General features: G+C 64.8%; 21 protein-coding genes, 1 tRNA gene and 1 other RNA gene. 7 read left to right on the forward strand and 16 right to left on the reverse strand.

What is annotated here, in order from left to right:
* Positions 1–34: 34 nt before the first annotated feature.
* From ACK4SV_RS09905 to ACK4SV_RS09920, 4 genes are all read right to left on the reverse strand, one after another.
* The gene (locus ACK4SV_RS09905; protein ID WP_409917666.1) at positions 35–490 is read right to left on the reverse strand and encodes a DUF2948 family protein; all 456 of its coding nucleotides are present in this window, start codon (positions 488–490) and stop codon (positions 35–37) included.
* 138 nt (positions 491–628) lie between these two features.
* Positions 629–1,909, reverse strand: coding sequence for a UDP-N-acetylglucosamine 1-carboxyvinyltransferase (gene murA / locus ACK4SV_RS09910; RefSeq protein WP_409917667.1), 1,281 nt, complete (start codon positions 1,907–1,909; stop codon positions 629–631).
* A gap of 58 nt (positions 1,910–1,967) precedes the next feature.
* Entirely contained in the window at positions 1,968–2,270 is a 303-nt protein-coding gene (locus tag ACK4SV_RS09915; RefSeq protein WP_409917668.1) for a hypothetical protein, read from the reverse strand.
* Positions 2,263–2,409, reverse strand: a complete 147-nt coding sequence (locus ACK4SV_RS09920) for a hypothetical protein (protein WP_409917669.1) — start codon at positions 2,407–2,409, stop codon at positions 2,263–2,265. The genes ACK4SV_RS09915 and ACK4SV_RS09920 overlap by 8 nt, the downstream gene beginning before the upstream one ends.
* Positions 2,410–2,477: 68 nt before the next feature.
* Between ACK4SV_RS09920 and ACK4SV_RS09925 the strand changes: the two genes are divergently transcribed.
* Positions 2,478–2,552 (forward strand) — tRNA-Thr (locus ACK4SV_RS09925).
* Positions 2,553–2,651: 99 nt separating this feature from the next.
* Here ACK4SV_RS09925 and ACK4SV_RS09930 read toward each other — a convergent pair.
* Both ACK4SV_RS09930 and ACK4SV_RS09935 read right to left on the reverse strand, forming a co-directional pair.
* The gene (locus ACK4SV_RS09930; protein ID WP_409917670.1) at positions 2,652–2,975 is read right to left on the reverse strand and encodes an HPF/RaiA family ribosome-associated protein; all 324 of its coding nucleotides are present in this window, start codon (positions 2,973–2,975) and stop codon (positions 2,652–2,654) included.
* On the reverse strand, positions 2,975–3,202 hold the full coding sequence (locus tag ACK4SV_RS09935) for a hypothetical protein (protein WP_409917671.1): 228 nt from the start codon (positions 3,200–3,202) through the stop codon (positions 2,975–2,977). Before ACK4SV_RS09935 ends, ACK4SV_RS09930 begins: the two co-directional genes overlap by 1 nt.
* Before the next feature lie 500 nt (positions 3,203–3,702).
* On the opposite strand from ACK4SV_RS09935, the gene ACK4SV_RS09940 reads away from it, so the two are divergent.
* Entirely contained in the window at positions 3,703–4,065 is a 363-nt protein-coding gene (locus ACK4SV_RS09940; RefSeq protein WP_409917672.1) for a RusA family crossover junction endodeoxyribonuclease, read from the forward strand.
* Positions 4,066–4,188: 123 nt separating this feature from the next.
* On the opposite strand, the gene ACK4SV_RS09945 is transcribed toward ACK4SV_RS09940, so the two are convergent.
* The 3 genes from ACK4SV_RS09945 to ACK4SV_RS09955 form a co-directional block, all read right to left on the reverse strand.
* Positions 4,189–5,430, reverse strand: a complete 1,242-nt coding sequence (locus ACK4SV_RS09945; protein WP_409917673.1) for a cytochrome P450 — start codon at positions 5,428–5,430, stop codon at positions 4,189–4,191.
* Positions 5,431–5,560: 130 nt separating this feature from the next.
* On the reverse strand, positions 5,561–6,013 hold the full coding sequence (locus tag ACK4SV_RS09950) for a PaaI family thioesterase (RefSeq protein ID WP_409917674.1): 453 nt from the start codon (positions 6,011–6,013) through the stop codon (positions 5,561–5,563).
* Positions 6,014–6,028: 15 nt separating this feature from the next.
* The gene (locus tag ACK4SV_RS09955) at positions 6,029–6,493 is read right to left on the reverse strand and encodes an SspB family protein (RefSeq protein ID WP_409917675.1); all 465 of its coding nucleotides are present in this window, start codon (positions 6,491–6,493) and stop codon (positions 6,029–6,031) included.
* A gap of 200 nt (positions 6,494–6,693) precedes the next feature.
* On the opposite strand from ACK4SV_RS09955, the gene ACK4SV_RS09960 reads away from it, so the two are divergent.
* Positions 6,694–7,932 carry a pyridoxal phosphate-dependent decarboxylase family protein gene (locus ACK4SV_RS09960; RefSeq protein WP_409917676.1) on the forward strand — a complete coding sequence of 413 codons (1,239 nt, stop codon included), beginning with the start codon at positions 6,694–6,696 and terminating at the stop codon, positions 7,930–7,932.
* An 83-nt stretch (positions 7,933–8,015) separates the two neighbouring features.
* Positions 8,016–8,432 (forward strand): hypothetical protein, encoded by a 417-nt coding sequence (locus ACK4SV_RS09965; RefSeq protein ID WP_409917677.1) that lies wholly within the window; start codon positions 8,016–8,018, stop codon positions 8,430–8,432.
* Between the two features lie 8 nt (positions 8,433–8,440).
* Here ACK4SV_RS09965 and ACK4SV_RS09970 read toward each other — a convergent pair whose 3' ends face one another.
* Positions 8,441–9,748, reverse strand: coding sequence for an ectonucleotide pyrophosphatase/phosphodiesterase (locus ACK4SV_RS09970; RefSeq protein ID WP_409917678.1), 1,308 nt, complete (start codon positions 9,746–9,748; stop codon positions 8,441–8,443).
* A 152-nt stretch (positions 9,749–9,900) separates the two neighbouring features.
* Here ACK4SV_RS09970 and ACK4SV_RS09975 point away from each other — a divergent pair, with 152 nt between their 5' ends.
* Positions 9,901–11,868, forward strand: a complete 1,968-nt coding sequence (locus ACK4SV_RS09975; protein WP_409917679.1) for a S9 family peptidase — start codon at positions 9,901–9,903, stop codon at positions 11,866–11,868.
* A gap of 26 nt (positions 11,869–11,894) precedes the next feature.
* Here ACK4SV_RS09975 and ACK4SV_RS09980 read toward each other — a convergent pair whose 3' ends face one another.
* The 5 genes from ACK4SV_RS09980 to ACK4SV_RS10000 all read right to left on the reverse strand — a co-directional run bounded on the left by ACK4SV_RS09980 (position 11,895) and on the right by ACK4SV_RS10000 (position 17,076).
* The gene (locus ACK4SV_RS09980) at positions 11,895–12,902 is read right to left on the reverse strand and encodes an SDR family oxidoreductase (RefSeq protein WP_409917680.1); all 1,008 of its coding nucleotides are present in this window, start codon (positions 12,900–12,902) and stop codon (positions 11,895–11,897) included.
* A gap of 71 nt (positions 12,903–12,973) precedes the next feature.
* The gene (locus ACK4SV_RS09985) at positions 12,974–14,254 is read right to left on the reverse strand and encodes a metallophosphoesterase (protein ID WP_409917681.1); all 1,281 of its coding nucleotides are present in this window, start codon (positions 14,252–14,254) and stop codon (positions 12,974–12,976) included.
* Positions 14,255–14,368: 114 nt separating this feature from the next.
* Positions 14,369–14,723, reverse strand: a transfer-messenger RNA (tmRNA) gene (ssrA, locus tag ACK4SV_RS09990).
* Between the two features lie 135 nt (positions 14,724–14,858).
* Positions 14,859–16,733: an excinuclease ABC subunit UvrC gene (uvrC, locus tag ACK4SV_RS09995; protein WP_409917682.1), complete on the reverse strand. Its 1,875-nt coding sequence runs from the start codon at positions 16,731–16,733 to the stop codon at positions 14,859–14,861.
* 58 nt (positions 16,734–16,791) lie between these two features.
* Entirely contained in the window at positions 16,792–17,076 is a 285-nt protein-coding gene (locus tag ACK4SV_RS10000) for a hypothetical protein (RefSeq protein WP_409917683.1), read from the reverse strand.
* A gap of 233 nt (positions 17,077–17,309) precedes the next feature.
* On the opposite strand from ACK4SV_RS10000, the gene ACK4SV_RS10005 reads away from it, so the two are divergent.
* A complete protein-coding gene (locus ACK4SV_RS10005; protein ID WP_409917684.1) occupies positions 17,310–18,521 on the forward strand; it encodes a pyridoxal phosphate-dependent aminotransferase in 1,212 nt (403 codons plus the stop codon).
* Positions 18,522–18,632: 111 nt separating this feature from the next.
* Positions 18,633–19,097, forward strand: coding sequence for a Dps family protein (locus ACK4SV_RS10010; protein WP_409917685.1), 465 nt, complete (start codon positions 18,633–18,635; stop codon positions 19,095–19,097).
* A gap of 146 nt (positions 19,098–19,243) precedes the next feature.
* On the opposite strand, the gene ACK4SV_RS10015 is transcribed toward ACK4SV_RS10010, so the two are convergent.
* The gene (locus tag ACK4SV_RS10015; protein ID WP_409917687.1) at positions 19,244–19,528 is read right to left on the reverse strand and encodes an OmpA family protein; all 285 of its coding nucleotides are present in this window, start codon (positions 19,526–19,528) and stop codon (positions 19,244–19,246) included.
* Positions 19,529–19,654: the final 126 nt, after the last annotated feature.

A 19,654-nucleotide genomic window follows, 5' to 3' on the forward strand; every position in this document is an offset into this window, starting at 1 on the left:
GAGCGGGGCCGCAACGCCCCGCTTCTTTTGCGCCCTAACGCCGGCGCCGCTCATGGCTTGGCATGTGGCGCGTCGGCCAGACATAATCGCTGTCGATCAGCGAAGCATCGAGCGCCTCGACCGTCAGCACGATCTCGCCATCACCGGCAAACAGCAGCGTGACCTGCCCACCCGGCGGTTCGGCGTCCGGCGTGAAGTCGATGCTCAGAAGTGACAGGATCAACTCCGGGTCCACCTTGGTGATGCCGCGCGTGCGCACACCCATCACGCCGTCAAACGCCAGTAGCGCGCGCACCCGCTGTCCGGGCTCGCCCTTGCGCGTCGGCGCGCTCTCCCAGCGGTAACGGTTGAGCTCCAGCCCGAAGCGGCGCTTCTTCTGCTCATATTTCAGGTTGCCCGCTTTCACGACCGCATCCTGCACGGCAGCCGCAATGATCTTCAGGTCCTCCGCCTCTTCCGTGAACAGGCGCAGCGGTTTGGGGTCTGTCATGATCGTCCTTCGGGAGCAGGATACTTCAATCGGCTCAATGCCGTATTCGGCGGCTTTGCTCAACGGAAAGATGAGGGTCTTGAGGCCTTCTCGCCCCACTCGCGGGGAGAGGAGGTTGGGGGTGAGGGGCCTCGAATCCTACTCTTCCTCGCCCGAGCGCCGCACGATCTTCGCGCCGCACGCGCCGAGCTTCTCTTCCAGCCGCTCGAAGCCCCGGTCGAGATGGTAGATCCGGTTCACCACCGTCTCTCCCTCCGCCGCCAGGCCCGCAATCACCAGGGAGACCGAGGCGCGCAGGTCCGTCGCCATCACCGGCGCGCCGGTCAGCTGTTTCACGCCCTTCACCACCGCTTCCTGCCCGCGCACGGTAATGTCCGCGCCCAGCCGCGAGAGTTCCGGCGCGTGCATGAACCGGTTCTCGAAGATCGTCTCGCGGATGATGCTCGTGCCCTCGGCCAGCGAGACCAGCGCCATGAACTGCGCCTGCAGGTCGGTCGGAAAGCCCGGATGCGGCTGCGTCGACAGGCTCACCGCCTTCAGCGCCGAACCATTGCGCCGGATGCGCAGCGTCGAGGCCGCCTCGTCGCCGTCCACCGTCACGCCGGCTTCGCGCAGTTTCGAGATCAGCGCGCCAAGCGCCGCGACCGGCGCGCCGTCCAGTGTCACATCCCCGCCAGCGGCCGCAGCCGCCATCGCAAACGTGCCCGCCTCGATCCGGTCGGGCATGACCGGATAGACCGTGCCTTTGAGAGCCTCGGCGCCCTTGATGCGAATCACCGGCGTGCCGGCGCCCGTCACCTGCGCGCCCATGCTGTTCAGGCATTGCGCCAGGTCCTCGATCTCCGGCTCGCGCGCGGCGTTCTCGAGGATCGTCTCGCCCTTTGCCAGTGTCGCGGCCAGCATCGCGTGCTCCGTCGCGCCAACAGACACCGTCGAGAAATTTATATGCGCGCCCTTAAGCCCGTGGATGGCTGCGGCTTTCACATAACCCTGCTCGACCCGCAGGTCCGCGCCCATGGCTTCGAGCGCCTGCAGGTGCAGGTCCACAGGCCGGGCGCCAATCGCGCAGCCGCCCGGAAGCGACACGGTCGCATGCCCCGAGCGTGCCACCAGCGGCCCCAGCACATTGAAGCTCGCCCGCATCTTCCGCACCTGCTCATAGGGCGCGATGGTGGATTTCAGCTCCGCTGCATTGAGATGGCAGGTCGACGAGCCCTTGGGCCAGTAGACCTCCACGCCAAGCGTCTCGAGCAGCTGCGCCAGGAAGCGCGTATCCGCCAGGTTCGGCATGTTCGTCAGCTCCACCGGCTGATCCGTCAGCAGGCAGGCGACCATGAGTTTCAGGGCGGAGTTCTTGGCTCCGGAGACGGGAATGCGGCCGTGAAGAGGCGTGCCGCCAGTGATGTGAAGACGATCCATGGCGCGCATCTATAGCGCGCTTCGCGGCTTTGTAAGGGCGCGATTGTGGGCGGAAATGCTATTTGGACGCTGCTGCCCCGCCGCCCCAGCAGGAAATGCCGATCAGGAAGCCGAAATCATACCATCGCCCGACATTCGGGAAGGCGTACATCCGCACCTCCTCGCTGAACAGGCTGATCACGAAGCTGATCGGCGCCAGCAGCCCATCGACAAGGCCGCGCAGGAAGGCCGGGTCGCCCGGCGCCCCCATCGGCCGGCTGGCGCAGGCGGCCAGCACCCCCATCATCAGCCCCCAGGCTGCGAGGCGCCCCAGCCGGCTGGACAGGCGCCGCCGGGACGCGGGCACGGCAATCTCACTCATCGGGCTTCTCCCCTTCCGGCGCCGCCCCGGCGGGGGGCTTGCGGGTCGCGGCCTTGCGCCGGCGCAGGTTCGCGCGCAGCGCCTCGGCCCGGCGGGCCTCGCGTTCGAGCTGTTCCGGGGTCGGCGGCTTCTGTGTCATATCCAGCGGCAAAACGGTCTTTTCATCATGGCAGGCTTACGCTAAAGCCCCGGAACCCAACCGGCAATGCCGCCTTAGCTCAGGGGTAGAGCGCATCATTGGTAATGATGAGGTCGAGAGTTCAATTCTCTCAGGTGGCACCACCGGGCTTCGGTTTCGCGTAGCGGAAGAATATGATCCGGGAGATCAAATTCAGAGCGCCGATGCCCAGGCATCAGCGCCGGGCCCCTTGCACCCATACCCTACGGCCGCAAGCGGTCTGACTTGCCGAATACCGCATCCATTCGCGCCACCAGCGTCTGCACCGCTGCGCTGAAGGCCGCCTCCGGGCTCTCCCGGCGCTCGGTCACCGCGATCGGGTCCCCGCTTTTCGGGCGTGCCTCGATCGTGGCCTCGATGCCGTCAGGCCCTTCGCGCCGCGTGCCATCGGTATCGCGGATATGCACCTCAATGCGCGACAGCCGCCGCTCGAACCGCGCCAGCCGCTCGCGCAGCCGCGCCTCGACATGCGCGCCCATGCGCGCATCGCCGTCCACCTTGTTACCGGTATTGAACTGGATATCCATCAGCGCACCTTCCGGCTGCGCTCGAGCACCGGGCGGTGGCCCTCGGCATTCAGCGCCCCCATTGGCGGCTCATCCGGGCGCACGTCCTGGATCTGCCCTTCACCGGGCGTCTCGGACCCCGGATGATGCGGCACGGCGCCCCGCTCCGCCTTCTGCTTCATCTCCAGCGCGCGCCGGGCGATATCCGCCTGCGTCCTGGAGTTACCGGATATGTCTGACTTGCTCATGAGGAGCCTCCCTGTCTGCTGTCGCATGGCCGGGATGGCGCATTGCATGAGACCAACGCAGAGGCCGCCGCGAGGTTCCGGGAAGATGCAGCGGATCGGGTTCGTCGAAGGCTTTGATGTCAAACTCAGAGACGACTGCCTGAACGAAGGCCTCGCGCGGGAAGGTAGACCCATACCCGAAGGTTTCTGTGGCGGCGACGACAGGGGTATGACCCTCACCGGACACATTTTCCCCGGGGCGGGCTGCTACACACAGCAAATGCTGAAATTTCCCAGCGAGCGCTGCGCCGGAGCGCCCGAATACTTGTCGGCCCCGGCCTCAATGGGGCCGAAGGTGCCACACTCGGCAGGAGTGGGGATCTTGGCCACGGGCGGCGCTCCTGAGGCGAGAGTCCGGACCACCGCGCGGTGCAGCCCCCTGCTCCGGGGCCTTCAAGCCCATACGCGACCCCAGCAAGAACCTCACTTGCCGCTTCCTATGCCATGTGCCTAATCGCGAGATGGTTTCAGACTGGATACAAAACGGCAAAGTCCGCGCGCGCATCACTGACGATGGCGCTCTGGAAGTCGCGTGCACCGGCCTCACGACGCAGACGAAGTATTACAAGACGCTGCTGAAGGAGTTCTTCCGCAAGGACTTCCCGCGCCTGCGGCCCGGCTATGGGGATTATTCCGTACACATCGTGATGGAACATCTTGGCGAGGCGCCGTGGATGGACCTTGATAACCTGGCAAAAGCGCTGCTCGATTCCCTCACGGGCAACGTCTTCGAGGATGACCACCAGGTCGCCCGCCTGCTGGTGGAGCGGCGCAGCGCCGAGCGGGACGGGATCTGGATGCGGGCGGAGGCGATGGGGGATTGAGACACTACCCCCTCCGCCCCTTCGGGGCACCTCCCCCGCAAGCGGGGGAGGATCAAGTAGCGCTGCAGCTTCCTCCCCCGCTTGCGGGGGAGGTGTCTGCGAAGCAGACGGAAGGGGGACGCCCTACCCCTCCACCACCAGCCGCTCGATCCCGCGAAAGAATGGCAGCGTCCGCCACACGATCTCATCGCCCGCGAGCTTCAGCTCCGGCCAGCGTTCGAGCACTTTCAGATACACATGCCGCGCCTCGATCCGTGCGAGCGGCGCGCCGATGCAGATGTGCGGGCCGCCGCCGAAGGCGATATGGCTTGCGCGTTTCTGCGTGATGTCAAAGGCTTCGGGTGCCTCGAACACGCCCGGATCGCGGTTGGCGCCGGCGAGCGACATCCAGACCGGCTGACCCTGCTTCATCGGGCAGCCGGCAACCTCGCGGTCCTCCGCCACGATGCGCGATGTGACAGAGACCGGCGCCTCATAGCGGAGCACTTCTTCCACCGCCTGCGCGGCGAGTTCGGGATGGGCCTTCAAGGCTGCGAGCTGATCGGGATGGGTCAGGAACAGCCAGATACCGTTGCCGATAAGATCCGTGGTCGTCAGGTTCCCGCCGACCAGCAGGGCCTGCAGATTGGTGCAGAGCTCCTGGTCCTCCATCACTGCCTCGCCCGAGGCGTGCAGCGCCACCATGTCGGAAACGAGATCGTCTTCCGGCGCGGCGCGGCGGGCGGCCATCAGCTCTGCGAAGTATGCGTCGAGCGCGGTGGCGCCGTGCAGCAGGGCCGCGTCTTCCTCCGGCGTGCGAACGGGATTGAGGCCGAGGATCACATCTTCTGACCACTGACGGAAATCGGCGAGGCGCGCCTCGTCCACCCCCAGGATGCGCGCAATGACCAGCACAGGCACGGGCACCGCAATTTTCTCCATCAGGTCGAACGGCCCGCTGGCGGGCGCAGCGTCGATGATGGCGTCAATCATTGCTTCGATTTCAGGACGCATCCGGTTGATGCGCGCATAGAAAGCCTTGGCGAGGGGCTGGCGGATGCGGGCATGGTCGGGATCATCAAGGAAGAGAATGCTGGGCCGCCGCTCACGGCCCGTGCCCGTATCCTCCTCGACGAACCGCGCCGAGAGCGAGCCGGCTTCCGCCTTCGATGGATGGCGCACGAAGCTGCGATCATTCACCGTCTCACGGATATCGGTGTAGCGCGAGAGGAACCAGACCTTCGCCGCCTCATCGCGAAAGACAGGACACGTCTCGCGAAGCGCCTTCAGCATCGGATGAGGGTTGTCCCGCGCGGCCGGATTGAAAGCGGAGAGTTCGATGATGGAATTGATGACACCCGCAGGCGCCTTGGGATCGTCAGCCATGGTCTCCTCCCCGGAGGCATATGTTATGGCACGACCATAGCCGATTTCTCCGGCAAGCGCGCCCCGTATCGTTGGGGCAGACACTGCAAGCGGATGTTTGAGCTCAGGATGAGTTCCCCGATATGCAGCGCTAAAGCCGCTTGAACGCCATCGGGATAGCGGTGGCCGTGGCGCGGGCGATCAGTTCGCCCTCTGCGTCGAAGCAATCTGCTTCCATGAAGGCGGCGGATTTGCCCATCCTAAGGATGCGCGCCACGACGCTGGCCTTGCCGGGCATCAGGCGTTTCAGATAGCTCGTCTTCATTTCCAGGGTCGGCGCCGTCATCGTCACGTTGGAGGCGATGATCACCGCCGTCGACATCGCCTCATCCATCATCGCAGCGATGAAGCCACCCTGCACCGCGCCGGTTGGATTGGCGAAGGCCGGCGAGACATCAAACTCCATCCGCACCCATTGCTCATCCTGTGAGAGGGCGACGAGGCGCATACCCAGCGTATCGGAACAGGGCGGGCGTTTCTTGGAATTCTGGAACCGCGCCAGCATCTCTTCGTCGGAGACGCGGGGCTTCTCTTCGGCGCTCAACGGACCAGCCTGCGCTTATTTGCGCCGGTAGGCGTCGAGATTGACGACCGTTTCGCCCGGTACCTTTTCTTCGGCGGGGGGCGCCTCGGTCAGCGGAGCGGGCGCGATGACGCCGGCTTCCTTGCCCTTGACCTCGAACGCGATGCCGAAATTCACCGACGGATCGACAAAGCGTGTGATCGCGGCCAGCGGAATAGACAGGTGTTGCGGCACGCCGGAAAACTTCAGGACCACTTCGAAATGCCCGTCATGCACTTCCAGATCCCAGAACTGGTGCTGGATGACGATGGTCATTTCTTCCGGGAAGCGCTGCACGAGATGTTCGGCAATCTTCACGCCCGGCGCCCGGGTGCGGAATGAGATGTAATAGTGATGATCCCCCGGCAGCCCACCGCTCGCTTTGGCGCGCCGCAGCGCTTCACGCACCAAACCCCGCATGGCGGCCTGCGAGAGCGCTTCATAGCCGATATAATCCGTCATGCTGTGCGCCCTGTTCCCTTGTTTTCTTCCCCGAGATCGAGACTAAGCCGGTGCCCGTAACCCCGCAACGGGCTTCGCACAATGGGCGAGGAAAATAATTCGCCTCGCTCTGAATGGCGCCATGATGCCCCCTCCGGCGAGGGCTGGCCAGCGGGCGGGACAGCCCCTAGACTTTCCACAGAAAATTGAGGGGAACGCCCATGCAGATGCCTGAAACAGGCCGGCCCTGGCCGGATGTGCAACGCGAAATGATCGCCCGCGGCGCCGGAGATGTCGCGTGGCGCGACGGAAAGACGGCGGTCTATGTCTTCCATGCGGGTGAGGACATCCATGCGGTTCAACGTGAAGCGTATGGGCTGTTCATGGCGGAAAACGGACTTGGCCCGCTGGCCTTCCCCTCGCTCGCCCGGATGGAGAAAGAGGTCATCGCGATGGCGCTCGGCCTGCTGCAGGCACCGCAGGGCGCGGCCGGGGCGATGACTTCCGGCGGAACTGATTCGATCACCATGGCGATGAAGGCTGCGCGCGACTTTGCCCGCGCCTGCGGCAAGCCCCGGGAAGGCCAGAACATCGTCCTCGCCCGCTCTGCCCACCTCGCCTTCGACAAGGCCGCGCACCTGATGGACATCGAGGTGCGCCGCGTTCCGCTGAAGGAGGATGGCAGCTATGAGGCCGACCCCGCCGCGATGGCCGCCGCGATTGATGATGCGACGATCATGATGGTGGGCTCTGCCCCGCAATTTCCCCATGGCATCATTGACCCCATCGCCGCCCTCGGCGAGGTCGCCGCCGCCAAAGACGTGTGGCTGCATGTCGATGCCTGCGTCGGGGGATATTTCGCGCCCTTCGCGCGGATGAACGGGGTGCCCGTGCCGGACTTTGACTTTGCGGTGCCGGCCGTATGTTCGATGAGCGCGGACCTGCACAAATATGGCTATTGCGCCAAGGGCGCCTCGACCGTGCTGTTCCGCTCTGAAGCGCTCTACAAGCATATGCCCTTCTCGATGCGCGACTGGTCCGGCGCGCCGATGAAGACACCGACACTGGCCGGCACGCGCCCCGGCGGCGCCATTTCTGCGGCCTGGGCGGTGATGAATGTACTGGGCATCGATGGCTACCGCCAGAAGCAGGGTCTCGTCTGCGCCACGCGGGAGAAGATCGAGGCCGGCGTCACGGCGCTCGGTTTCGAAGTGCTCGGCAATCCCCTGCTCGGCCTCCTCGCCTTCCGCCATCCTGACGCCGATACGCTCGCCCTCTACAGCGCGATGCGGGCGCGCGGCTGGTTCACCTCGATCAGCGCCGAGCCGCCGAGCCTGCACCTGATGCTCTCGCCCAAACATGCCGAAGTGGCGGACGACTATCTCCGCGACCTCGCGGCGGCGCTCACGGATGTGAAGGCGGGCGTCACCGCCCCAAAAGCCGAGGCGCGCTACAGCTGAGCGCGCCCTAGTTGCAAGGAGGCGCTCGCCGTGATCCTATCGCCGCAACTGGGGACACTTCGCCTGATACCAAGGGGTCATTCATGAAATCATCCATCCTCGCAGCAGCCTTCATCAGCCTCGCCAGCATCACCGCCTGCGGCCAGGGCGGCACCGATGCCAAGGACATCACCCGCAGCTCCTCCGGCAGCCAGATCGGCCAAGCCTACCTCAAGGAGCTGACGACAATCGCTGACGCGCTGGACTCGGTAAAGGACGAATCAAGTGCGCGCGCTGCCGCTGCCAAAATCCGGTCTGCTTCAACCGCACTGGAGGGCATGAACGACGAGCTTGGCCAGGGCGACATGTCGCCGCTGAAAGCCATGCAAATCTACGGCTCGCACGGGCAGGCGATTTCCGAGACCTATGGCCGGATCATGACCAGCTTCCTGCGCATCCACGAACAGCATCCCGAACTCGTTGAGATCATCAGCAACGAGATGGACCGCATCGGCCGCTAGGCGCTCCGTTATGGGGCGCCTGCCCCGCACCGCCCGCCGGTCACCCGCGCGACGACGGCCGGATCGCCGTCCGTCTCTGCCGGCGTGATGCCGAGGGCGCAGGCGATCATGAGGTAGACGTTCACATTCTCGAACGGGGCGGCCACCTGCCCTTCAGGGAAGATCGGACCGGCGCCAATGAAAGTCGCCTCCATAAGCGGATGCAAATTGTCATAGCCGTGGAAGCCGGGGATCGGCGGGCGCCAGCCGCCGACATTGGCGGAGCGCACGGTATAGGGCGGGTCGGCCAGCACAAACAGGTCCGGCCCCCTTGTGGGATGATCGAACCGGAAATGTGCCGGCATCTCGCCGCGCCGCCAGACATGGATGTTGGGGTGGAATTCCTTCAGGTCTTCGTACGCGGCCTCCAGCGCGGGGCCTTCGCCATAGATCTGCAGGAAGGGGTGCGCCGAGCCGCCGAACGCGCCGGCAAATTGCGGCACTTTCAGCGCGGTATGGTCAATGAACTGGCCGACATCGATGGTCTTCGAAGTGTCGATCGCCGCCATGCCGTGATCGGCCACAACGATGATGCTTGTCGTCTCCAGCAGCCCGCGCGCCTCGAGGCCCGCCACCAGCTGGCCGACATAGCCGTCGACCTCCTCGACCGCCGCCTCGGTCTCGGCAGCTTCCGGCCCGAAATAATGCCCGGCAGTGTCCACGCGGTCGAAATAGACGGCAGCGAAGCGCGGCCGCTCGCCTTCCGGGGCATCGTACCAGGCCAGAACCTCATCAACCCGGTCCTGATAGGGCTTGTCATGCTCATAGGGCGTCCAACGCGTGGGCCGCAGGCCGTCATGTGTCGTCTCCGAGCCGAGCCAGAACATGATCGAGGTCGGCAGGCCCTGCTTCTCGGCGGTAATCCAGATCGGCTCGCCCTGCCACCAGCGGCTCTCGGTCGGCCCGCTCGCGCGGTCGAAGATTTCATCGGCTTCGGCGTCATAGGGATAGTTCGCGACCATGCCATGATGTTCGGGATAAAGCCCGGTGGCGATGGAGTAGAAATTCACAAAGGTAACGCTCGGCATCACCGGGTGCATCGCTTCTGCCTTAACCCCGCGTGCGGCAAGCGCCTGCAGGTTCGGCGCATTCCAGCGCGCCACCATGTCGGGGTGCAGCCCGTCGAGGCCGATCATCAGCACATTGCCCGGCTCCACAGCCGGCGTGGCGGCTGCTTCGATCTGGGCATCCGGAGCGATGTCCGGCACACCATGCGAGCAGGCGGCGAGCCAGCCGAGGGCGAGCAGTCCGGCTCCAAGCCTCTTCAAGCACTGCATGAGCTGCCTCCTCTTTCTGTAACCCGTTCCAGTGCCGCCTTAGACCCCGATTGTATCGGTCATGTGAAGCGGAAATGTCCGAAATCACGTGACGCAGCGCCAAACCGCCCTAAACAGACCGTCATGTTCCATTTCCAGACCGGGAGAGTTCCATGACCCGCCCTTCGCTGCGCTTTCTGTCCTCAGCGGCGCTAGCCCTCGTCCTGTCCGCCTGCGCCACGGCCACCGCGCCTGCGGCTGTTGAACCCGTTGCCGTAACGGCAGCCCCCGCCCAGGAGCGGATCACGCGCGGCAACCTTGTGATTGAAGGCATTCCGGCTATTCCGCAGGAGATTTCCGACCGGATGGCGGCCTTCGAGAATGTGCGCGGCCATTCCTTCCAGGACTGGACCGGTGAGGGCGGCATCCTGATCGCGACCCGCTTCGGTGATGTCAACCAGATCCACGAAGTGCGCACCCCCGGCGGCGCGCGGCGCCAGCTGACCTTCTTTGCCGAGCCGGTGAACGGCGCAAGCGCGAGCCCGGCTGGTGGATCTTTCCTGTTCGCCCGCGACCGGGGCGGCGACGAATACTACCAGGGCTACCGGTTTGACCTTGCCACCGGACGCATCAACGCCTTCACAGAACCTGGCACCCGCAATGGCGCCGCGCTCTGGTCGCCGGACGGCAGCGTTGCAGCCTGGGCGCGGACAAATCCGGGGGACCCGAACAATGACATCATCATCGGCAACCCGGCCGACCGGCAGAGCACGCGCGTTGCCCTCGAAGGCGAAGGCGCCATCGGGCCAGTCGGCTGGTCCAGAGATGGCCAGACGCTGCTACTGCAGCGCTATATCTCGATTGCAGAGAGCCAGCTGTTCAAGCTCGATGTCGCCTCCGGCGAGCTGACCGAGATCAATCCCGGCGTGCAGGTCGCCTATTCCGGCGCGGAGCTGCTGGCGGATGGGTCGATCCTGACGGCGACGGACAAGGAAGACGAGTTCACCAACCTCGTGCGCATCGCGCCGGATGGCACGGTCACCAATTACACCGCCGATATCGGCTGGGACGTGTCCGGCTGGACGCTCTCGCCCGATGGCAACACCGTGGCCTTCACGGTCAATGAAGGCGGCCTCGGCACGATCCGCCTGCTGGATGTCGCCGCCGGACATGTCCGCCCCGGGCCGACCCTGCCCGTCGGGATCGCTTCGGGCCTCACCTTCTCGCCCACCGGCAGCCATGTCGGCTTTACCTTCAATGCTGCGACCAGCCCGGCGGACGCATGGTCCTTCGACATTGCGACGCTGAACCTCACGCGCTGGACAGAAGCCGAAACCGGCGGGATCAATCCGGACACGTTCATCGAGCCTTCCCTGTTCAGTTATCCGAATGCGGACGGAATGGACATTCCAGCCTTCATCTACCGCCCCGCCGGGGAAGGCCCGCACCCTGTGATAATCTCGATCCATGGCGGGCCGGAAGCGCAGGCGCGGCCAGGCTTCAGCTCCGTCTTCCAGTATTGGGCCACCGAACTTGGCCTCGCTGTAGCTGTGCCGAATGTGCGTGGATCATCCGGATACGGAAAGACCTATGTGTCGCTCGACAATGGCCTGAACCGTAAGCGCTCGGTCGAGGATATCGGCGCCCTGCTCGACTGGATCGAGACCCAGCCGGACCTCGATGCCAGCCGGGTCATCGTTTATGGCGGCTCCTATGGCGGATACATGGTGCTCGCTTCGATGATCGATTATGGCGACCGGCTGGCCGGCGGCATCAACATTGTCGGCATCTCGGACTTCAAGACCTTCCTCGAGAACACCGAGGGCTATCGCCGGGATCTCCGCCGCGCCGAGTATGGCGATGAGCGAGACCCGGAAATCGCCGCCTTCTTCGATGAGATTTCGCCCCTTCGCAATGCAGACCGGATCAACAAGCCGATCTTCATCATCCACGGCTATAACGACCCGCGTGTTCCGTACACGGAAGCAGAGCAGATCCTTGAAGCCGTCAAGCAGAACAGCATCAAGGCATGGTTCCTGATGGCGATGGATGAAGGCCACGGCTTCCGCCGCAAGGCCAACCGCGAATTCCAGCGCGAAGCCGAGACGATGTTCCTGAAGGACGTGCTCGGCCTCGACTGAGCCCGCCCGCCGGATAGCTGGAGCGCTCAGCGCTCCAGCACATCTTTCACCCACGGCCCGAAGGGCGAATTGCCCAGCATCGCCAGCTGCGCCTTGTCGCTCGCCTCGTTGATGCCGAGCTGCGGACGGTTGCCCGGATGCACCGCCCGGCGAAGCGGGCGTGTGCCGCGCGGCATGGCAATGATCTCGGCGATGGCATTGGGAATATCCATCGGGTCAGTCGTACCCCCGCCGCCGCCCTCGCCCATGCCGGCGGTCAGCTGCGGATAGGCCGCCAGCAGCTCCGGCGGCGTGCGGTCGCGCAGCGCGCCCGTCAGCGCATTGCGGTTGCGCCAGATTTCAGTCGGGTATCCGCCCGGCTGGATGATCGTCACCTCGATACCGTGCGGCACGAGTTCATACGCCATCGCCTCGCTCATCGCCTCCAGCGCAAATTTCGTCGGCGAGTAGTGCCCCGAGCCTGGCGCGATCACACGGCCAAGCTGCGAGGAAATCTGGAAGATCTGCCCCCGCTGCGCCGCGCGCATGGCCGGCAGAACGGCCCGCGCCATCCGGTGCGGCCCGAACACATTGGTGTTAAAGGCAAGCTGCGTCGCCTCCATGTCCTGCACTTCGATGGGCCCGCTGATGCCGATGCCGGCATTGTTGATGAGCACGTCAAGATTGCCCCCGGTCCGCTCCAGCACCGAGGCCACGCCGCGCGCCACGCTTTCATCGGAATTGACATCGATCTCGACCACCGCAATCGCAAGGCCCTCTGCCTCGGCGAGGGCCTCCAGCTCCGCCGCCTCCGGGCGCGGCAGGTTCCGCATCGAGGCAAAAACCGTTGCCCCAAGCCGCGCATAATGCTCCGCGCCCAGCCGCCCGAAGCCGGAGGATGCGCCCGTGATCAGGATCGTCTTGCCGGCGAGCGGCCCCAGCGCGCCCAGCGGCTCGCTTACCTCACCGAGCGCCTGCGGCGCCCCGCCCATCGCGCCCAGAACCGCTGCCGATCCGCCCAGCATCTGCCGGCGGCTCACGCCTCGTTTTGCCATGTCATGTCTCCCTCTCTGATGTTCTGCCGGGGAGAATAGGCAGAACACCGAGGAAGACAAACGAAACCGGCTCAGCGCCGCTGCGGGCGCCCAGCCTCGCGGTGGGGGAAACTCAGCACGGTTTCGATCACGGGACGGCCGGACATGTCCGCCGGGGTGGAAATGATCTTCGTCGTCATCTCGTCTTCGGTGAGTTCGATATGCATGAAGCCCCATAGCGTGCCCTTCGACCAGACGTTCCGCATCTGCGGATAGTTTTCGTTCTGGTGGCGCATGAAGCCCGGATGCAGCGGGCGATATTTTCCGCCTGCTCCGGAGACCAGCATCGGCACAGGATTGCGCGGCGCGCCAAGCACCGCAGAGCAATCATCCGTATACGCCTCCAGCGTATGCTCATCGCCCGCAATATAGGCGTCGGCATATTTGCAGATCGAGGGCAGCAGCAACCCGCGCAGCGTATGGGCCTTTTCAAACTTTGAGCCACCTCCCGACCAGAGCGCATGATGGCCCATCACGATCTTCCAGCGCGCAGTCGATGCCGCCAGCTCCCGCTCCAGCCAGCCGACCATATCGCGCTCGCCTTCCGTCACGGGCTGGAAATGCGGGCCCCAGGTATCGAGACGCGTTTCATCGCGCATCTCGCGGCCATCGGCATCGAGAATGTCCTTATACACCCTATTGCTGGCGAGCAGCATCTCGGTATCCACCACGAAGAATTCGACAAAGCCTTCAAAGCCCGGCGGCGTTGCCTTGTAGTAAAGGTCAGGCATCGTGAAGTTCGGGTGCTGATCAAGATACTCGACCTGCGCAAACGCTGCCTCGCGCGAGACGCGCCAGTCATGATTGCCCAGCATGGCATAGATGGAGAAGTTCTCCACGCCTGCCCCAAGGCTCCCATAAGGCCGGTCCAGCATGTCCTCGAAGCGGCGCGCATCGCTGATCCCGTCGGCGCCCAGCGTTGCGCCATCAGGATAGATATTGTCTCCCAGCATTACGGCGAAGTCGCAGCCATACATCTCACAGGCCTCTTCGGTCGCATACGCCACCGGCCACAGCCCGCCGGCATTCACAAAACCGCCGATCGTGCCCTCGAACACCCAGGGGGTGGGCGTGAAGCCATCCATTGTCGGGTTGCGCTTCAGCCAGTCCTTGGCTTCCTCCGCGAGGTATTCGCTCAAGGTCCGCATCGGCTTCTCGCCGGGCTTCAGCCGCTCATAGGAGGGGATCGCGCCGGTATCGCCGACAGCCGCAAACCGCGCCACGCGCGGCTCACTCTGGGCCTCAGCCACCGAACTGGTTGCGCAAGCGCCCAGAAGGGCCGCCATTGCCAGCGCTGTGAATGTCTTGTGCATGCCCGCTCTCCCATGTGCCGCTTCACCTCCCGCCCTACAGCACGAGGATGACAGAATTGTCTCATGCCGGCCAGAAGAGGCCCTTGGGAACGATGACACGAGGGAGGGAGAGAAAGTGGTGGCTTCTGTTGCCAGGCGCCACCGGGCCCCGCCTCAGGGTCTGAAACCTGAGGAGTTAAGTCGGAAAACATCCGGCCGCTTACGCAGCCATCAGTTCGCCTTCAGCAAAGTTGTCATTTGCAACTATTTGCTTTTGGGCTTCTAACGCAGCCCAAGCGAGCGAAAGCCTCGTCTTTACACGTCCGTCGACACTGTTTCGGCCCCATCAGGAAGCGGCCACTCAAGTGCCGCCTTTTGGTGGAGCCGCCGGGTACCGCCCCCGGGTCCGATCCGCTTATTACACGCGCGTTTATCGCCATAGTCCGAAGACTTGGAGAATATAGGGGATCTGGGCGCGGGATGTAAGGCCTAAAAGCCCCTTCTCCCTCAGGGAGAAGGGGTTGGGGATGCGGGGGTGCAACACCTCACCGAAGCACGACGTATCTGGCGTTGCGCCCCCTCACCCCTGCCCCTCTCCCAAGGGAGAGGGGTCGAAAAGCACCCCTCACCCGCCATTGAAATGCCCGTGGATACGGATCGCCAGGGCCTCGTTCACTCCGTCCACCTCCATCAAATCCGCCACCTTTGCCCGCGAAACCCCGCGCGCCGAGCCGAAATGGTGCAACAGCGCCTTCTTCCGCGCCGGGCCGATGCCTTCGATCTCGTCCAGCGGCGAGCGCGCCGCTTCCGCCGCCCGTTTCTGCCGGTGCGCGCCGATGGCCCAGCGATGGGCCTCATCGCGCAGCCGCTGGAGATAATAGAGCACCGGCGCATTCTCCGGCAGGCGGAAGGGCGCGCGCCCGGGGCGGAAGAATTGCTCGCGCCCGGAATTGCGCTCCACGCCCTTGGCGATGGAGACCAGCGTCACATCCTCCGGCGTCAGGCCGAGTTCGGCCAGCGTTTCGATGGTCGCGTTGAGCTGGCCCAGCCCGCCATCGATCAGCACAAGGTCCGGCCAGTCCTCCGCCTCCCCTGCTTCGCGTGCCTTCAGTGCGCGCGCAAAGCGCCGGCGCATCACTTCGCGCATCATGCCGTAATCATCGCCCGGCGTCTGATCGGTGTCCTTGATGTTGAACTTGCGATAGGCCTGCTTCCGGAAGCCCTCCGGTCCGGCGACGATCATGCCGCCCACCGCGTTCGTGCCCTGGATATGGGAGTTGTCATACACTTCGATCCGCTCCGGCGGCGCGGGCAGGTCGAACACCTTCTGCACCTCGGCCAGCAGGCGTTCCTGGCTTGCGCTCTCGGCCAGCTTGCGGGTCAGCGCTTCGCTCGCATTGCGCTCGGCCTGGGTCAGCAGATCGCGCTTTGCCCCCCGCTCCGGCCGGCGCAGCTCCACCTTGCGGCCCGCCTTGAGCGCCAGCGCCTCGGCGATCAGCTCAGCCTGGTCTGGCATTTCGTTGGTCAGGATCAGGCGCGGCGGCGGGCGCTTGTCATAGAACTGCACCAGGAAGGCGGCGAGGATTTCCTCCGCTGTCTGGTCGCGCTCATGCCGGGGGAAGTGCGCGCTGGCGCCCCAGTTCTGCCCGGCGCGGATGAAGAAGACCTGCACACAGGACACGCCGCCTTCCATCGCGATGGCAAAGACATCCGCTTCTTCGATCCCGTCGGGGTTCACGTCCTGCGTCGCACGCACATGGGCGATGGCACGGATCCGGTCGCGCAGGCGCGCGGCGGTTTCGAACTCCATCGCCTCGGCAGCGGCTTCCATTTCCGCGGCGAGGCGTTTCTGCAGGTCCGCGCCCTTACCCCGCAGAAAGTCCGCCGCTTCATCGGCGAGCGCGGTGTAATCTGCCACCGAGATCAGCCCCACGCAGGGCGCCGCGCAGCGCTTGATCTGGTGCAACATGCAGGGCCGCGTGCGGGCCGAATACACACTGTCCTCGCAAGTGCGCAGCAGGAACGCCTTCTGCAGCGTATCCAGCGTGCGCATTACTGCCCCGGCGCTGGCAAAGGGTCCGAAATAATCGCCCTCATCCTGCTTGCTGCCGCGATACTTCTTGATCTGCGGCGCCTGATGATTGCGGCGGATCAGGATGTAGGGAAAGGATTTGTCGTCGCGCAGCAGCACGTTGAAACGCGGCTTCAGCGATTTGACGAGGCTGGCCTCCAGAAGCAGCGCCTCTGTTTCCGTTTCGGTGACCACGAACTCCATCGCCCGGGTGAGCGAGATCATCCTTGCGATGCGCTGGGTATGCCCGCCCATCCGCGTATAGTTCGACACCCGGGCCTTCAGGTCGCGCGCCTTGCCGACATACAGCACCTCGCCTGCCTCGCCGAACATGCGATAGACGCCCGGCCGCGGCGGCAGGTGTTTCAGATGCTCCCGGATGACATCCACCCCGCGGGCCGGGGCGGCATTTTCAGGCGACTCGCTCATGCGCCTTAGATAAGGGAAGCCCTCAGCCGGGCAAAGCGCCCCTGCACCGCCCGCCGGGTCAGATCGTGATACGGCCTGACACCAGCCAGCTGGCGCTCAGGCCCGTCGCGACGATGATCAGCAGCAGCCCGGTAAAGGCCCGGCCATTGCCCTGGCTCGTTTCGCTGGCAGCCGGCAGCACCAGATAGAACATCATGAGCAGTGCGATGCCCGCGACCATCGCCTGCTCGACCGGGCTGAGGCTCATGCCGAACGCAGCGATGTCGGCAGCAAGCCGTTCCAGGTCGCGCTCAAAGCCCGCAAGGGCGATCTGGGCTCTGTGCTGCCACTGATCCACGCTCATTCCACGGCCTCCCGCACCTTCTGTCCCGGAATGGGACTGCACTGCTCCGTGACGCTGGGGAATCTGCGCCTGACCGATTGCTTCACCGTGAAAGGCCACCCAGCAAACTCTGCCCTGGCGGCAACGGCGCGTTCACCTTGTCCGCGTCCACCAGCGCGCAGCCTGCCTGCTTGCCCCTGCCGCTGCGCTTGGCTAAGCGTGCGCCCGCCCCACCTTCGAAAAGGACCCTCCCCATGGCCGCTGACCTCCGCCTCTCCGATGCCGTCGAGCGCGTGAAACCCTCGGCGACCATTGCGGTCACCACCAAGGCGAACGAGCTGAAACGCGCCGGCCATGACGTGATCGGCCTCGGCGCCGGGGAGCCGGACTTTGACACGCCGGAAAACATCAAGGAAGCCGCCATCCGCGCGATGCGCGAGGGCAAGACCAAATACACCCCCGCTGACGGCATCCCGGAGCTGAAAGAGGCGATCTGCGCCAAATTCGCCCGCGAGAACGGCCTCAGCTACAAGCCCTCCCAGGTGAACGTTTCGCCAGGCGGCAAAGCGGTGCTGTTCAACGCCTTCGTGGCCACCTTGAACCCCGGCGATGAAGTGATCATCCCGGCGCCTTATTGGGTGTCCTATCCGGAAATGGTGCTGCTCTGCGGTGCCACACCTGTCCCCGTCATCTGCAAGGCGGAGACAGCCTACAAGCTGACGCCCGAAGCCCTTGAGGCCGCGATCACGCCTAAAACCAAATGGCTGATTCTCAACTCGCCCTCCAACCCGACCGGCGCGGCCTATACCGGCGCGGAGCTGAAAGCCCTCGCCGCCGTGCTGCTGCGCCACCCGCAGGTCTGGGTGCTGACAGACGACATGTACGAGCACCTCGTCTATGACGGCTTCGAATACAAGACGATCGCCCAGGTGGAGCCGGAACTCTATGACCGCACCCTGACCATGAACGGCGTGTCCAAGGCCTATGCCATGACCGGCTGGCGCATCGGCTATGCCGCCGGCCCGGAGAAGCTGATCGGCGCGATGCGCAAGGTGATGGACCAGTCGACGTCCAACCCTTGCTCCATCAGCCAGTGGGCGAGCGTCGAGGCGCTCAACGGCCCGCAGGACTTCCTGCCAAAGTTCCGCGCGGCCTACCAGGCCCGCCGCAACCTGATGGTCGAGGGCCTCAACGCCGCCCCAGGCATTGTTTGCCCGAATCCCGAAGGCGCCTTCTATGTCTATCCGTCCTGCGAGGGGCTGATCGGCAAGAAGACGGCCTCTGGCACGCTCATCGACAACGACAAGACCTTCGCGGCCGAGTTGCTGGAGGCAGAGAAAGTCGCCATCGTCTTCGGCGAAGCCTTCGGCCTGCAGGGCACATTCCGCATTTCGTATGCGACCTCCGACGCCGCCCTCCAGGAAGCGCTCTTGCGCATTCAGCGCTTCTGCGCTGGCCTGTCATAGAGGGAACAAATAGCGCACCCGCGCGTTTCGGATTTGAAAACGGGCGCCCGCTTCCCCAACTGCCAGCAGGCAAGGGGCGACGCCCCGATTCCGGAAACAAAGGAGACCGCCATGTCCATTGACATCGGAATGTCCGACGAAGCCCGTAAATCCTCTGCCGACGCACTCACGACGCTGCTGGGAGAGACCTATGCCCTCTATGTGAAGACCCACGGTTATCACTGGAACGTCACGGGTCCACGCTTCAACTCGCTGCACGCGATGTTCATGACGCAGTATACCGAGCTCTGGGCCGCGCTCGACGTGATCGCAGAGCGTATCCGCGCGCTCGGGCATTTTGCGCCCGGCTCCTCCGGTGAGATGATGTCGAAGGCGACGATCAAGCCGGACAATGACGTGCCCGACGCCGAGACGATGCTGAAGAACCTCGCCGCCGGCCATGAAGCCGTCAGCCGCGCCGCGAAGTATGGCATCACCATCGCCGAGAGAAACGGCGACCCGGTCTCCGTCGACCTCTTCACCCAGCGCGCCACGATCTCGGAAAAAACCGCCTGGATGCTTCGGGCGTCCATCTAAGCCCCAGGGCCGCTGCCAGACCCCATGTCATCCCGGACGGCCAAAGGCCGATCCGGGACCTTCTCTCCCGTACATCCCGCAACACAGTCCCGGCTCACGCGCTCCCCGCTGGCCGGGATGACACGGCAAGGCGCGGCCCCGCAGACTTACTCCGCATACCCCACAAACCGGATCACCGGCCGCGCATAGACCACGCGAATCTCGATGCGCTGGCTGACTGGCGAAGCAGTCCCCTCTTCGACGATCTCCATGGGGCGGTCCCCGCCATGGCCGGTGGCTCGCACGATCTTTGACGGCGCGACGCCCTCGGTGATCAACAGGTCGCGCATCGCATCGGCCCAGGCCTGGCTGATCGCCCGCTCGATGTCCCGCTCGCCCGACCCATCCGTATGGGCCTCAATCCAGATCTCGGCGACCTCGCCTTCACGGATTGCCTACAGCGCCTCGCCCGCATGGGCGCGGGGCGAGAAGGCGTTGCGGTCGTTGATCCGGGAGCGGAGCGATACCTGACGCACTTCTTCGCGTAGCGGCGCGGCCTCTGCTGGGCGCGGCGGCGA

The organism is Hyphomonas sp., assembly GCF_046313735.1.
GTDB lineage: Bacteria > Pseudomonadota > Alphaproteobacteria > Caulobacterales > Hyphomonadaceae > Hyphomonas.